This is a genomic window from Pseudomonas corrugata (genome assembly GCF_001269905.1).
GTDB lineage: Bacteria > Pseudomonadota > Gammaproteobacteria > Pseudomonadales > Pseudomonadaceae > Aquipseudomonas > Aquipseudomonas corrugata.
This window is the reverse complement of record NZ_LHVK01000015.1, coordinates 78704-93548: the sequence shown is the minus strand read 5'-3', so window position 1 is coordinate 93548 and position 14845 is coordinate 78704. Positions and strand designations below refer to the sequence as shown.

Below are 14845 nucleotides of genomic sequence, written 5' to 3'. Positions count from 1 at the left end.
TCGTGACAGGCTTTGCTACGGAGTTTCAATGAACACGCTTTTCATGCACTGCCGGCCGGGCTTCGAAGGCGAGGTCTGTTCCGAGATCGCCGAACACGCCGCCAGGCTCAACGTAGCCGGCTATGCCAAGGCCAAACCGGCCAGTGCCTGCGCCGAATTCGTCTGCACCGAAGCGGACGGCGCCGAGCGGCTGATGCGCGGTCAGCGTTTCGCCGACCTGATTTTTCCGCGCCAGTGGGCGCGTGGTACCTTCATTGATCTGCCGGAAACCGACCGTATCAGTGTCATCCTGTCCCACATGGCGCAGTTTCCGGCCTGTGGCAGCGTGTGGCTGGAAGTGGTCGACACCAATGATGGCAAGGAACTGTCGAACTTCTGCAAGAAATTCGAAGGCCCGCTACGCAAGGCACTGACCGGTGCCGGCAAGCTGGTGGACGATCCGCACAAACCGCGCCTGCTGCTGACCTTCAAAAGTGGCCGTGAAGTGTTCCTGGGGCTGGCGGAGGCGAGCAACTCGGCGATGTGGCCCATGGGGATACCACGTCTGAAGTTCCCTCGGGAGGCGCCGAGTCGCTCCACCCTCAAGCTCGAAGAGGCCTGGCACCACTTTATTCCTCGGGATGAGTGGGATGAGCGCTTGCACAGTGATATGACCGGCGTGGACCTGGGGGCCGCGCCGGGCGGTTGGACCTGGCAACTGGTCAATCGCGGGATGCTGGTGACCGCCATCGACAACGGCCCGATGGCCGAAAGCCTGATGGACACCGGTCTGGTGCAACACCTGATGGCGGATGGCTTTACCTTCAAACCCAAGCAGCCGGTGGACTGGATGGTCTGCGACATCGTCGAAAAGCCGGCGCGTAATGCGGCGATGCTGGAAGAGTGGATCGGCGAGGGCCATTGTCGCGAGGCAGTGGTCAACCTCAAATTGCCGATGAAGCAGCGCTATGCCGAAGTGAAACGCCTGCTCGAACGCATTGCCGAGGGCTTCAAGGCCCGGGGGATCAAGGTGGAGATCGGGTGCAAGCAGCTGTACCACGACCGCGAAGAGGTGACGTGCCATTTGCGGCGGCTGGACAGCAAGAAGCCTGTGGGAACCAAGCCTGGTGGGAGCAAAGCTTGCTCGCGATGAGTCAACGCGGTCTTTCAGAATCGCGGCGCCCGCATCGCGGGCAAGCCTTGCTCCCACAACCTTGCTCCCACAGAACCGAAATATGCGGGCTTTGTTCCAACCCGACATTGCGCGACAATGCCGGCCAGTTTCAGGAGTAGACCATGAGTGAAATACACGACACGCCAGTCGACGGCACGCTGGATGCCACCGGCCTCAATTGTCCGGAGCCGGTGATGATGCTGCACCAGCACATCCGTGACCTGGTGCCGGGCGGGCTGTTGAAGGTGATTGCCACCGACCCCTCGACCCGCCGCGACATCCCCAAGTTCTGTGTGTTTCTTGACCACGAACTGGTGGCCCAGGACGAAGTGGACGGTACTTACCGCTACTGGATCCGCAAGAAGCTCGCTTAACTCGTCGAACGGCTGATGCGGATCTGCTTGCGCGCGCTGCGGGCCAGGCGGATCGACAGCATCAGCGCCGCGCAGCTCAAGCCCACGATCAGGCCTTGCCACAACCCGCTCGGGCCGCTGGCTGCGCCGAACCAATCGGTCAGGCCCAACGCATAACCCACCGGCAAGCCGATACCCCAATAGGCGAACAGGGTCAGGATCATCGTCACCCGGGTGTCCTGGTAACCACGCAACGCGCCGGCGGCGGTGACCTGGATGGCATCGGAAAACTGGAACAGCGCCGAGTATACGATCAGCATCGACGCAACCTCGATCACCACTGGGTCGGCGGTGTAGATCGCGGCGATGGAACCGCGCAGCGCCAACATCAGGCTCGCCGACAGGCAGGCATACGCCAGGGCCGCGCCCATGCCCACGCCAGCGGCGAAACGCGCCTCGCGAGGCTGGTCACGTCCCAGCGTCTGGCCGACCCGTACCGTCACGGCCATGGCCAGGGAGTAGGGAATCATGAACACCAGGGAACTGAAGTTCAGCGCGATCTGATGCCCGGCCACCACCGTGGCGCCGAGGCTGCCGATCAGCAGCGCAATTACCGCAAAAATGCTCGACTCGGCAAACACCGCGATGCCTATCGGCAGGCCGATGCCGAGCAGGCGTCGAATGACTGCCCATTGCGGCCAATCGAAGCGGCTGAACAAATGGCTCGACCGATAGGCCAGACCCCAGCGCGTCCAGCCGGCCATGCCCAGGGCCATGACCCACATCACGATAGCGGTGGCCCAGCCGCAACCGACGCCACCCATGGCCGGAACGCCCAAGTGCCCGTAGATGAAGATGTAGTTGAGCGGAATGTTCAGCGCCAACCCGCACAACCCCAGCACCATTGCCGGTCGCGTACGGCCCAGGCCGTCGCTGAAGCAGCGCAGTACATGGTACAGCGCCACTGCCGGCAGGCCGGTGCCGATCCCGCGCAGGTATTCCATGCAGGGACCGATCAGCTCCGGATCCACTTTCATGATGTGTAGGATCGGCTCGGCACTCAACAGCGCCAGCGTCGCGATCAACCCTACCACCAGCGCCAGCCACAGGGCCTGGCGCACCAACGGGCCGATCTCGTCGAAGGTTCCGGCACCGAAGCGCTGGGCGACTTTCGGCGTAGTGGCCAGCAGCGTGCCGGTCATCAACAGGAACACCGGCACCCAGATCGAGTTGCCCAACGCTACTGCCGCCAGGTCCCGTGGGCCGACACGTCCGGCCATCACCGCATCGACGAAGCCCATGGCGGTGGTCGCCAGTTGCGCCACCATGATCGGCAGCGCCAGGGCCAACAGTGTCTTGATCTCCAGGCGAACCCGGGCCGGGCGGGAGAGCAGGGTGGGGGTGTCGATCACGGGATTCACAGGGGAAACATCCGAAAAATAAGCGCAAGGCGGCGGATTCTACGCGTTGACGCAGTGGTCAGGAAAAAAGCTGTGTTGGGGATTTGTAAGCGGTCCCTTGGGTGCGCAACCTGTGGGAGCAAGGCTTATCCCACTGTCGGCAAAACCCGTGGGAGCAAAGCTTGCTCGCGATAGCGGTAAGTCAGCCAGCAATAATGTTGGCCTGCCTGCCGCTATCGCGAGCAAGCTTTGCTCCCACGGCTTAACTGACCGACATTGGGATAAGCCTTGCTCCCACAGAGAGCTGCGACTGCCCGCTCACCGTCATTCACTTCCGGTAATGCGCAGACACACCGGAACGCCTACACTGCCCCCCCCGCCAAAGGAGCTTTGCCATGCTGATCGTCGCCGACGAAAACATTCCCCTGCTCGATGCCTTTTTCAAGGATTTCGGTGAGATCCGCCGGGTGCCGGGGCGCGGCATCGACCGGGACATGGTCGCGCAGGCCGATGTGTTGCTGGTTCGCTCTGTCAGTCGGGTCAATCGTGAGTTGCTGGAAGGCAGCAACGTGCGCTTTGTCGGCACTTGCACCATAGGCACCGATCACCTGGACCTGGATTACTTCGCCGAGGCCGGTATTCGCTGGGCCAGTGCGCCGGGCTGCAATGCCCGGGGCGTGGTGGACTATGTGCTGGGCAGCCTGATGACCCTGGCTGAAATCGAAGGCGCGGACCTGGGCCAGCGCACCTTCGGCGTGGTTGGCGCAGGCCAGGTGGGCGGGCGCTTGGTCAATGTGCTCAAGGGCCTGGGCTGGGACGTGAAGGTGTGCGACCCACCCCGTCAGGCGGCCGAGGGCGGCGACTATGTGAGCCTGGAGCAGATCATCGAACAGTGCGACGTGATCAGTCTGCACACCCCCCTGACGCGTGACGGCGAGCAGCCGACCTGGCATCTGTTCGACGAGAAGCGCCTGAATAGCCTCAAACCCGGTACCTGGCTGATCAATGCGGCTCGCGGGCCGGTGATCGATAACACCGCGTTGCGCAACGTGCTGCTGGAGCGCGAAGACCTGCAAGCGGTGCTGGATGTCTGGGAGCAGGAGCCCACGGTGGATGTGGACCTGGCCGACCTGTGCGTGATTGCCACGCCGCACATTGCCGGTTACAGCCTCGATGGCCGCCAGCGCGGCACGGCGCAGATCTATGAGGCTTTGTGCGCGTTCCTGGCGGCACCGGTCGCGGTCAGCCTCGGCGATCTGCTGCCTCGCCCCTGGCTGGGCGGCGTCACCCTGGACGCAGCAACCGACCCTGCCTGGGCGCTGGCTGCGCTGTGCCGTGGCGTATACGACCCCCGTCGTGATGATGCGGACTTTCGCCGTAGCCTGGTGGGGACGACCAGCGAGCAGCGCAGTGCCTTCGATGCCCTGCGCAAACATTACCCGCCACGCCGGGAGGTCGACAGCTTGAAAGTACACATTGAAGGGCAATCAGCGGCGTTGCAGCAGATCGTGACCGCGCTGGGGGCCACCCTTGTCTAGGCACGGCCTTTGTGGGAAAGAAGGGCTGCTCCCGCTGACCCTGTAGGGTGCACCCGAGCGGGAGCAAGTTCCCTCGCCACAGGGCAGCACAGACCGAAGGCACAAAAAACCCGACATCAAGGTCGGGTTCAATCGAAGACGGGCTGTATCACTTTTGTTCGGCAGGCTTGACCAGTCGTTTTTCCAGTTCGCTGCAAGCTTTCTGGATCATTTCTTCCGTGATCGGTACTTCGCGCCCTTGCGCGTCGATGAACGAGCAGCCCAGGGACTGGTCCGGTTGCGTGCGGATCACTTGAATCTTGTCGTCGCTGCTGTGTTGCAAGGACATGGCCTGTCTCCTCGTCAGGTTGTGTGCCTAGTGGCCTTTATTCGAATCGGCCACGCAGGCCACTAATGTATTGTCGTCAGGTGACCGAGCCATGACACTCCTTGAAGGCCATGACGACAGTTCTACTCAAACAGAAACGCCAATACGTTTCCAGTCAGACTTTAGACCGATACCCTCTAGCGGATAGTCGTCGCGGTCATATTTAACCTGACTCATTCTGATTCAATAAGGTTCCGCCGCGCTTCGGTGCCGTTGACCGGTCCTTTTCCTGTTGCATTACTGGACGCTACTGATGCTTTCTTCCTTACATCGCCGGGCCATTGGCCTGGCCATTGGCTTTATCGCTCCTTACCGCAAACAGGTCGCCGGTGCATTGCTGGCGCTCATCGTCACGGCGGGCATCACCTTGTCCATGGGGCAGGGCATCCGGCTGTTGGTGGACCAAGGGTTCATGACGCGCTCTCCTCAACTGCTGAACCAGTCCATCGGCCTGTTCATGGTGCTGGTGATAGGCCTGGCGATCGGAACCTTTTCCCGGTTCTACCTGGTGTCGTGGATTGGCGAGCGCGTGGTGGCCGATATCCGGCGACAGGTTTTCAACCACCTGGTGTACCTGCACCCGGGGTTCTATGAAAACAACCGCAGCTCGGAGATCCAGTCACGGCTGACCGCCGATACCACTTTGTTGCAGTCGGTGATCGGTTCGTCCTTGTCGCTGTTCCTGCGCAATACCCTGATGGTGATCGGCGGCATCGTGCTGTTGTTCATCACCAACCCCAAGCTCACCAGCATCGTGGCGATTGCCCTGCCGCTGGTGTTGGCGCCGATCCTGGTGTTCGGGCGTCGGGTGCGCAGCCTGTCCCGCCAGAGCCAGGACCGCATCGCCGATGTCGGCAGTTACGTTTCCGAAACCCTGGGCCAGATCAAGACCGTGCAGGCCTACAATCATCAGGTCCAGGATGAGCGTCGTTTTGCCGTCACGGTGGAGCAGGCGTTCGACACTGCCCGCAAACGCATCGCCCAGCGGGCCTGGCTGATCACCCTGGTGATCGTGCTGGTGCTGGGGGCGGTGGGCGTGATGCTCTGGGTGGGCGGCATGGACGTGATCGCCGGGCGGATTTCCGGCGGTGAGCTGGCGGCCTTCGTGTTCTACAGCCTGATCGTCGGCAGTGCGTTCGGTACACTGAGCGAGGTGATCGGCGAGCTGCAGCGGGCCGCCGGCGCGGCTGAGCGCATCGCTGAGTTGTTGCGATCGCAGAACATCATCCAGCCACCGACCTCGGATCTTGTAACGTTACCGGAGCGGGTCCGGGGCGATTTGCGTCTCGAAGGCGTGCGGTTCTCTTATCCGTCCCGACCGGAAAGCTATGCGCTCGATGGCCTGGACCTGACTGTCAACGCCGGCGAAACACTCGCCCTCGTCGGACCATCCGGTGCGGGCAAATCGACGGTGTATGACTTGTTGTTGCGTTTCTACGACCCGGCGCAAGGCCGGATTCTCATCGATGATGTGCCGCTGACCCGACTCGATCCCCTGGACCTGCGCCGTCATTTCGCCCTGGTCTCGCAAAATCCGGCCCTGTTTTTCGGCACCGTGGAAGAAAACATCCGCTACGGCAATCCCGACGCGACCGTCGAGCAGGTACGCGAGGCGGCCCGGATTGCCCATGCCCACGACTTCATCGAAAAGATGCCCGATGGCTACCAGACCCACCTGGGGGACGCAGGGCTGGGGTTATCCGGTGGCCAACGCCAACGCCTGGCCATCGCCCGGGCGCTGTTGGTGGACGCGCCGATCCTGCTGTTGGACGAAGCCACCAGCGCCCTTGACGCGCAGAGCGAACACCTGATCCAGCAAGCCCTGCCCAATCTGATGAAGAATCGCACCACCCTGGTCATCGCCCACCGCCTGGCCACGGTGAAGAACGCCGACCGGATCGCGGTGATGGACCAGGGCAGGGTGGTGGCGGTGGGTACGCATCAGGAGCTGGTGGCCAGCAATGAGCTGTACGCGCGGTTGGCGGCGTTGCAGTTCAATGTGGGGCATGCGGCGGTAGCCGACTGAACACGCACAGCGGTGGGCGCGACCTGCTCGCGATGACGGCGGCATATTCAACATTGATGCAAGCTGACCCGCCGCTATCGCGAGCAGGCTCGCTCCCACAGGGGATTGTGGGGATAAAGCAGACCATAAAAAATGCCCGTATCATTTGATGCGGGCATTTTTGTTTTCAGGCATGGCTTGTCGCTTGAGCCTCACTGATCGTCAAAATACCGCTCATGCCAGTCCACCAGCGGTTGCGGCGAGTTGAGTTTCTGGCCGTAGATCACCGAGTACGACAAAACGTTCTGCACGTACTGGCGGGTTTCGTCGAAGGGGATGCTTTCGACCCAGACGTCGAAGCTCAGGTGGTCGGCGCCGCGCAGCCACTGGCGTACGCGACCCGGGCCGGCGTTGTAGGCGGCCGAGGCCAGGACACGGTTGCCGTTGAACTGACTGTGGACCTGGCTCAGGTACGCTGAGCCGATCTCGATATTCTTGTCCGGATCCAGCACCTGTCTGGGCGAGGCCAGGGGAATGCTGAACTTGCGCGCGGTTTCCTTGGCAGTGCCGGGCATCAGTTGCATCAGGCCGGTGGCACCAACGCCGGAGCGGGCGTCGTCCATGAAGGCGCTTTCCTGGCGGGTGATCGCGAACACCCAGCTTGAATGCAGGCCACGAGCCTTGGCTTCGCGCACCAGGGTATCGCGATGCGCCATCGGGAAGCGGATGTCCAGATCGTCCCAGTACTTGGCCTGACTGATGGTGCGGATGGCCGGGAAATACCATTTCAGATCGTAGGCCAGCTTCGCCTGGGCGACCATTTCGTCGCGGTTGAAATGCCGGCTGACGTGATACCACTCGCGGCGCCCGTCGACGATCTGCCCACGGGCATGGAACTCCAGGGCGCGGCGAATGCCAGGCGTGTTGCGCACTTTGTTGATCAGTGCCTGGCTCAGCACCAGGGGCTTGTTGGCGAGTGAGTAGGGCGATTGGGAGCGGTCCGCGGCCAGAAAGCCGTAGAAGTCCCGCTCGCGGGCAAGATGTTTGTAAAGCGTCAACGCTTCGGGGTTCTGCGGTTGAGCCAGTTCCAGGCTGCGAGCCTGCCAGTAGCGCCAGCGGTTGGTGCTGGCCAGTGACTCGGGCAGGCGACGGGTCAATTGATAGGCGTCGTTCCAGCGGCCCAGGCGCAGGAGCAGGCGCAGGCGCCACTCCGAAACAGTGTCGTCCCGCAGCTCCGGGTCATATTGAGTCATCACGTCGAGGGCGCGACTGTCGAAGCGCTTGGCCAGGGTCAGGCCGATCTCCCGGGCGATGGCGACTTTTTCGTCGCGGGAAAAATGCATGGTGCTGGCGTAGCCATCCAGCAATGCCATGGCTTTATCCGGATCCTGGCGGGCGAGGCGACGCAGGCCGAGGCTGACGATGTCCGACATCGGCTCATCGGCCGGGACGAAGCGTGAGGTCTGGTTGAGCAGTTCGGGTTTCTGCGCCACGTCCACCAGCAATTTGCCGCGAGGGGCGAGGGTGACCAGGCCGCTGACCAGGCTGTTGGCCAGTGGATAGTTGCGGGCCTGAGCCGCCAGTTTGGCACGCTCCCAGCGTTTCTGCTCGGTCAACTGGCCTTGGGAGGCCCACAGGCCGAACAGCGCGTCACAGGCCTGCGGCTGGGATTTTCCGGTGAGCCAGAGCTTTTCGGTGTTGGCGTAGCCCTCGGCCTTGAGGCCATGGCTGAGCTGATATTGGGCGTTAAGGCAGTCCAGCTCGGTGAAGTTGAGCTTGGGGTCGTAGTATTTGACGAAGGTTGCCCAGTCGCCGCGTTCGGCCAGCCAGCGCAGCCAGCGCAGTTTCATCCAGTTGGCCTGGGGCAGGTCGCCATGTTCGGCAAGAAACTTCTCGATTTCGGCGTTGCTCGCGCTCTTGAGGCGAGCGGTCAGTTCGTCGTAGGCCAGGTACGGTTCCAGTGGATAATCGCGCAGGGCCTGGCTGTAACGGAAATAAGGGCCGGTATCACCCTTGGCCAGAGCCCGCTTTGCTTCATCGTAATACTGGCGCTGGGTGGAAATATCCACTGCGTGAGCGGCTTGGGCAGCAGTGGCGCATATGAAAAAACAAGACAAAACAGTAATAAGGCGACTGCGCATGAGACATCCGGGCAGAAAAAACATGAAAAGCCCAAGGGAGAACCCAGGGTAACTGCCTGTAGCTTAGCCTTTTGCCAGCAACCGGCGAAAGCTTTGCGGGGCCGTCGGCGCAAGTTCGCAACATTTGTTATGCAGAGTGATTCAACGACGAAAATGGCGGACCCCTGAAGTCTCATCTCAGGTAGAATGCGCGCCCGGTTTTTGGAGAAGCTCATGACCCTGCTCAAATTCAGCGATGTGTCCCTTGCTTTCGGCGCGATGCCGTTGTTGGACAAGGTGTCCTGGCAGATCGCCCGTGGTGAGCGGGTGTGCATCATCGGTCGCAACGGCACCGGCAAGTCCAGCATGATGAAGCTGGTCAAGGGCGACCAGAAGCCCGACGACGGCTCGGTCTGGCGTGCCCCCGGCCTGAAGATCGGTGAGCTGCCCCAGGAACTGCCGCTGGCCGACGAGCGGACAGTGTTCGATGTGGTTGCCGAGGGCCTGGACGGTGTCGGCGCGCTGCTGGCCGAATATCACCACCTGAGCCAGAACATCGTCACAGATGCCGACCTGGAAAAACTGATGCATGTGCAGCACGACCTCGAAGCCCGCGATGGCTGGCGTCTGCAGCAACTGGTCGACAGCACCCTGAGCCGCCTGCAACTGCCGGCCGACAAGACCCTTGCCGAGTTGTCCGGTGGCTGGCGTCGTCGCGTCCTGCTGGCCCAGGCCCTGGTCTCCGAGCCGGACCTGCTCTTGCTCGACGAACCGACCAACCACCTGGATATCGGCGCCATTGCCTGGCTTGAAGAAGCCTTGAAGGATTTCCAGGGGGCGGTGCTGTTCATCACCCACGACCGTTCCTTCCTGCAGAACCTGGCGACTCGCATCCTTGAACTGGACCGTGGCGGCCTGATCGACTGGAACGGCGACTACGCCAGTTTCCTGGTGCACAAGGAAGCGGTGCTGGCGGCGGAAGAAACCGCCAACGCTTTGTTCGACAAGCGCCTGGCCCAGGAAGAAGTCTGGATCCGCCAGGGCATCAAGGCCCGTCGTACCCGTAACGAAGGTCGCGTACGCGCCCTCAAGGCCCTGCGCGTCGAGCGCAGCGAGCGTCGCGAGCGCACCGGCAAGGCCAACATCCAGCTGGAAACGGCTGAAAAATCCGGTAAGCAGGTGATGGTGCTGGAAAACGTCAGCTTCGCCCATCCAGGCGGACCGTTCCTGGTCAAGGACTTCTCCATGGTCCTGCAGCGCGGCGACCGCATCGGCCTGCTGGGCGCCAATGGCACCGGCAAGACCACCTTGCTCAAGCTGATGCTCGGTGGCCTGGTCCCGAGCAGCGGCAAGGTGGAAGAGGGGACGAAGATCGACGTCGCCTACTTCGATCAGTTGCGTCACCAACTGGACCTGGAAAAAACCGTGATCGACAACGTGGCCGAAGGCCGCGACTTCATCGATATTGATGGCCAGAGCCGCCATGTATTGAGCTACCTGGGTGATTTCCTGTTCAGCCCCCAGCGTGCCCGTACCCCGGTCAAGGCGTTGTCCGGCGGCGAGCGCGCCCGTCTGCTGCTGGCGAAGCTGTTCAGCAAGCCGGCGAACCTGCTGGTGCTCGATGAACCAACCAACGACCTGGACGTGGAAACCCTCGAGTTGCTGGAGGAGGTGCTGCTGACCTTCAACGGCACCGTGCTGATGGTCAGCCACGACCGGGCATTCCTCGATAACGTGGTCACCAGCACCCTGGTGTTCGAAGGTGAAGGTCAGGTTCGCGAATACGTCGGCGGGTATCAGGACTGGCTGCGCCAGGGCGGCTCGCCGCGTCTTCTGGGCGTTACCGAGAGCAAGTCCGGCAAGGCCGACTTGAATTCGGCCGTGGTCAAGGCCGAGCCTGCTCCGGTAGCTGCCGCAGTCCAGGCCCCGGCCAAGAAGAAGCTCAGCTACAAGCTGCAGCGCGAGCTGGAAGCGTTGCCGGGTGATATCGATGCCAAGGAAGCGCAGATCACCGCAGTGCAGGCCGAGATGGCCGATGCCGGTTTCTACCAGCGACCGGCTGCGGAAACCGCCAAGGTGATTGCGCACCTGGAGCAGTTGCAGGCTGAGCTGGATGCGCTGGTGGAGCGTTGGGCCGAGCTGGATGCCTGATTTGAAAGGCGGCCCTTTGTGGGAGCGAACCTGCTCGCGATAGCGGTGTGTCAGCTGACAGCGGTGTCGACTGTGCTGGCGCCATCGCGAGCAGGCTCGCTCCCGCGGGGGCTCATGGTGGTTATGCGCGCTTGACCAGGTGCACCGCCAGTACATCGCAAGGCGCGCCATGCAGCACGTCGTTGGCGGTGGAGCCCAGCAGCAACGCCAGGCCATGGCGACCGTGACTGCCGACCACGATCAGGTCGCAGCCCTGCTCCTTGGCCAAATGATGGATCTCCTGGCGCGGCTGGCCATAGGTCAAGTGGCTGTTCTCCCGTTTCAAGTCCGGGTATTTCACGATCAGGCGATCAAGGCGTTCCTTGGCCTGATCGAACTGCTGTTGCTGCAGTTGGGAAAGGTCCATGGGGACATCACCACCAAAGGCCATTGCCATCGGCTCGACGATATGCACCAGTGACAGCTTGGTTTCTCGGCCATCGCACAGGGCGCGAGCACGTTTGATGACGGGATCGCATTCTTCAGTGAGGTCGACGGCGACCAGGATGTGTTCGTAATACATGAAAAGCACTCCAGAGAATGGCGATACGGTTAAGTATGGCTGGTTTCAAGCGCATTGACGGCGACAGGGGTCAATAGCTCATCAGAATTCGGGAGTACTGATATGACGGTCTGGATAGTGGTGTCAATCCTGTTGGTGGTATTGAGCCCCCTGGCATGGTTGCGTCCGTCCCGTGTACAGAGCGGTCGCATGGCCCTTCGCATGGAGGCCCGTCGCCTCGGCCTGGCCATGCAATTGGCCCCCCAGGAGTGGCCGCACTGGCTCGATCCCCAGCCTCCAAACCCCTGCGCGCAGTACCATCGGCCCCGGCGTGGCAAGCAGCCAGCCTGTTGGAGTTACTGGCAGAGCGCGCCGGGCGTCTGGGTCAACCAATGGCGGGAAGTTTGTCAGGATGAGTCGTTACTCGAGCATTTTCGGAAATTGCCGGCCAACGTCTACAAGATCGAAGCCGACCGGCAAATGATCACCTTGTACTGGGGCGAGAAGGGCGAAGCCGTTGTTTTGCAGGATATTGCCGCCGTGCTCAAGGCCCTGGCCTGACGCAAAAAAAGCCCGACAGTCTCGTCGGGCGGGTTGGCCAGGCAGGCCGTAAACCATTCAAATCCGGGCGTTCGTTCGTAACGTCCTTGCGCCAAGCGCTTCGATCACCTATCCGCCAGCGTAGCCGGTTGCATTCTCCACGCCCGGAATTAGGGCGACTTTTCTAATTATTGATCTTATGAATGTCTCGACATGCAGCGTTTTGTTGCGGATCTGCAGGGTAATGGAAATGACCGTCAAGTCGCGTCCGAGGCCTTGTTTAGGGCGATTGACAATTGTCGGAAATTCCGTGAAGGTGACGTACCCAAATCAAACGGGCGTATGAATTGAGCGTTTGTATTTTCCGAACGTTCCTACAGAACCCCGACTATCGCGTTGACGGGTGTGCCTGGCGGATTGGCGTAGCATCGACGGTAACGTCAATGCCGAACCAGTGGTCAGCGTTCAACGTGTACTGTTCAGCTTCCATATCGTGGAGATCAGTTGATGATTTACGAAGGTAAAGCCATCACGGTTAAGGCTCTTGAAAGTGGCATCGTCGAACTGAAGTTCGATCTCAAGGGTGAGTCCGTCAACAAGTTCAATCGTCTAACCCTGAATGAATTGCGTCAGGCTGTGGACACTATCAAGGCAGACGCTTCGATCAAGGGTGTGATCGTCAGCAGCGGCAAGGACGTATTTATCGTCGGTGCCGACATCACCGAATTCGTCGACAACTTCAAGCTGCCCGATGCCGAACTGATCGCTGGCAACCTCGAAGCCAACCGTATTTTCAGCGACTTCGAAGATCTCAACGTACCGACCGTCGCAGCCATCAACGGCATTGCCCTGGGTGGCGGCCTGGAAATGTGCCTGGCAGCGGACTTTCGCGTGATGTCTTCCGCCGCCAAGATCGGCCTGCCGGAAGTCAAGCTGGGCATCTATCCGGGCTTCGGCGGTACCGTGCGCCTGCCGCGCCTGATCGGTGCCGACAACGCCATCGAATGGATTGCCGCCGGCAAGGAAAACCGTGCTGATGACGCGCTGAAAGTCGGCGCCGTGGATGCGGTGGTCGAACCTGGCAAGCTCCAGCAAGCGGCCCTTGAAACGATCAAGTGCGCCATCAGCGGCGAGTTCGACTACAAGGCCAAGCGTCAGCCGAAGCTGGAGAAGCTCAAGCTCAATGCCATCGAGCAGATGATGGCCTTCGAAACTGCCAAGGGTTTCGTGGCCGGTCAGGCGGGCCCGAATTACCCGGCTCCGGTCGAAGCGATCAAGACCATCCAGAAAGCCGCGAACTTCGGTCGTGACAAGGCCCTGGAAGTCGAAGCCGCCGGTTTCGTCAAACTGGCCAAGACCTCGGCGGCACAGAGCCTGATCGGTCTGTTCCTCAATGACCAGGAACTGAAGAAAAAGGCCAAGGCCTACGACGAAATCGCCCGTGACGTGAAGCAGGCCGCCGTGTTGGGCGCCGGCATCATGGGTGGCGGTATCGCCTATCAGTCGGCATCCAAAGGCACGCCGATCCTGATGAAGGACATCAACGAACACGGCATCGAACAGGGCCTGGCCGAAGCCGCCAAGCTGCTGGTAGGACGCGTCGATAAAGGCCGCATGACCGCGGCGAAGATGGCCGAAGTGCTCAACGGTATTCGTCCGACCCTGTCCTATGGCGATTTCGGCCATGTCGACCTGGTGGTCGAAGCGGTCGTCGAGAACCCTAAGGTCAAGCAAGCGGTATTGGCTGAAGTCGAAGACAAGGTCAAGGAAGACACGATCCTCGCGTCGAACACCTCGACCATTTCCATTTCGCTGCTGGCCAAGGCCCTCAAGCGTCCGGAAAACTTCGTCGGCATGCACTTCTTCAACCCGGTGCACATGATGCCGCTGGTGGAAGTGATCCGTGGCGAGAAGTCCAGCGAACTGGCCGTTGCCACTACTGTTGCCTACGCCAAGAAAATGGGCAAGAACCCGATCGTCGTCAACGACTGCCCGGGCTTCCTGGTCAACCGCGTGCTGTTCCCGTATTTCGGCGGTTTCGCCAAATTGGTCAGCGCTGGCGTGGACTTCGTGCGCATCGACAAGATCATGGAAAAATTCGGCTGGCCGATGGGCCCGGCGTACCTGATGGACGTGGTCGGTATCGACACCGGTCACCACGGTCGCGACGTCATGGCTGAAGGCTTCCCGGACCGCATGAAGGACGACCGTCGTTCGGCTGTCGACGTGCTCTACGAAGCCAAGCGCCTGGGTCAGAAGAACGGCAAGGGTTTCTACGCCTACGAGACCGACAAGCGCGGCAAGCAGAAGAAAGTGGCCGATCCGTCGGTGCTGGAAGTGCTCAAGCCGATCGTTTACGAGCAGCGCGAAGTCACCGACGAGGACATCATCAACTGGATGATGATCCCGCTGTGCCTCGAAACCGTGCGTTGCCTGGAAGACGGCATTGTCGAAACCGCCGCCGAAGCCGACATGGGTCTGGTCTACGGTATCGGTTTCCCTCCATTCCGTGGCGGTGCGCTGCGCTACATCGATTCGATCGGTGTGGCCGAGTTCGTTGCCCTGGCTGACCAGTACGCTGATCTGGGCGCGCTGTACCACCCCACCGCGAAGCTGCGTGAAATGGCCAAGAACGGCCAGAGCTTCTTCGGTTAAGCGCCCAACGACTAGAGCGAGA

At 61.2% G+C, this 14845-nt stretch carries 11 protein-coding genes; 7 read left to right on the top strand and 4 right to left on the bottom strand.

The window, feature by feature from the left end; translation table 11 throughout:
- Positions 1–28 precede the first annotated feature (28 nt).
- Together rlmM and tusA are read left to right on the top strand one after the other, a co-directional pair.
- A complete protein-coding gene (rlmM, locus tag AD665_RS20610; protein ID WP_024777901.1) occupies positions 29–1132 on the top strand; it encodes a 23S rRNA (cytidine(2498)-2'-O)-methyltransferase RlmM in 1104 nt (367 codons plus the stop codon).
- 143 nt (positions 1133–1275) lie between these two features.
- Positions 1276–1527 carry a sulfurtransferase TusA gene (gene tusA, locus AD665_RS20605; RefSeq protein ID WP_024777902.1) on the top strand — a complete coding sequence of 84 codons (252 nt, stop codon included), beginning with the start codon at positions 1276–1278 and terminating at the stop codon, positions 1525–1527.
- Here tusA and AD665_RS20600 read toward each other — a convergent pair.
- Positions 1524–2927 carry an MATE family efflux transporter gene (locus AD665_RS20600; RefSeq protein ID WP_053193475.1) on the bottom strand — a complete coding sequence of 468 codons (1404 nt, stop codon included), beginning with the start codon at positions 2925–2927 and terminating at the stop codon, positions 1524–1526. The two genes, tusA and AD665_RS20600, sit on opposite strands and share 4 nt — an antisense overlap.
- A 374-nt stretch (positions 2928–3301) precedes the next feature.
- On the opposite strand from AD665_RS20600, the gene pdxB reads away from it, so the two are divergent.
- Entirely contained in the window at positions 3302–4444 is a 1143-nt protein-coding gene (pdxB, locus tag AD665_RS20595) for a 4-phosphoerythronate dehydrogenase PdxB (RefSeq protein WP_053193472.1), read from the top strand.
- Positions 4445–4592: 148 nt separating this feature from the next.
- Here pdxB and AD665_RS20590 read toward each other — a convergent pair whose 3' ends face one another.
- Complete coding sequence (locus AD665_RS20590; RefSeq protein ID WP_024777905.1) at positions 4593–4772, bottom strand: PA1571 family protein; 180 nt, start codon at positions 4770–4772, stop codon at positions 4593–4595.
- Between the two features lie 292 nt (positions 4773–5064).
- On the opposite strand from AD665_RS20590, the gene AD665_RS20585 reads away from it, so the two are divergent.
- Entirely contained in the window at positions 5065–6837 is a 1773-nt protein-coding gene (locus AD665_RS20585) for an ABC transporter transmembrane domain-containing protein (RefSeq protein ID WP_053193469.1), read from the top strand.
- A 191-nt stretch (positions 6838–7028) separates the two neighbouring features.
- On the opposite strand, the gene AD665_RS20580 is transcribed toward AD665_RS20585, so the two are convergent.
- On the bottom strand, positions 7029–8957 hold the full coding sequence (locus AD665_RS20580; RefSeq protein WP_024777907.1) for a transglycosylase SLT domain-containing protein: 1929 nt from the start codon (positions 8955–8957) through the stop codon (positions 7029–7031).
- A gap of 213 nt (positions 8958–9170) precedes the next feature.
- Here AD665_RS20580 and AD665_RS20575 point away from each other — a divergent pair, with 213 nt between their 5' ends.
- Positions 9171–11087: an ATP-binding cassette domain-containing protein gene (locus AD665_RS20575; RefSeq protein ID WP_053193466.1), complete on the top strand. Its 1917-nt coding sequence runs from the start codon at positions 9171–9173 to the stop codon at positions 11085–11087.
- A 121-nt stretch (positions 11088–11208) separates the two neighbouring features.
- Here the strand turns inward: AD665_RS20575 and AD665_RS20570 are convergent, their stop codons facing one another.
- A complete protein-coding gene (locus tag AD665_RS20570) occupies positions 11209–11649 on the bottom strand; it encodes a universal stress protein (protein ID WP_024777909.1) in 441 nt (146 codons plus the stop codon).
- 102 nt (positions 11650–11751) lie between these two features.
- Here AD665_RS20570 and AD665_RS20565 point away from each other — a divergent pair, with 102 nt between their 5' ends.
- Together AD665_RS20565 and fadB are read left to right on the top strand one after the other, a co-directional pair.
- Positions 11752–12189 carry a hypothetical protein gene (locus AD665_RS20565; RefSeq protein ID WP_024777910.1) on the top strand — a complete coding sequence of 146 codons (438 nt, stop codon included), beginning with the start codon at positions 11752–11754 and terminating at the stop codon, positions 12187–12189.
- Positions 12190–12675: 486 nt separating this feature from the next.
- A complete protein-coding gene (gene fadB / locus AD665_RS20560; protein ID WP_053193463.1) occupies positions 12676–14823 on the top strand; it encodes a fatty acid oxidation complex subunit alpha FadB in 2148 nt (715 codons plus the stop codon).
- Positions 14824–14845 lie beyond the last annotated feature (22 nt).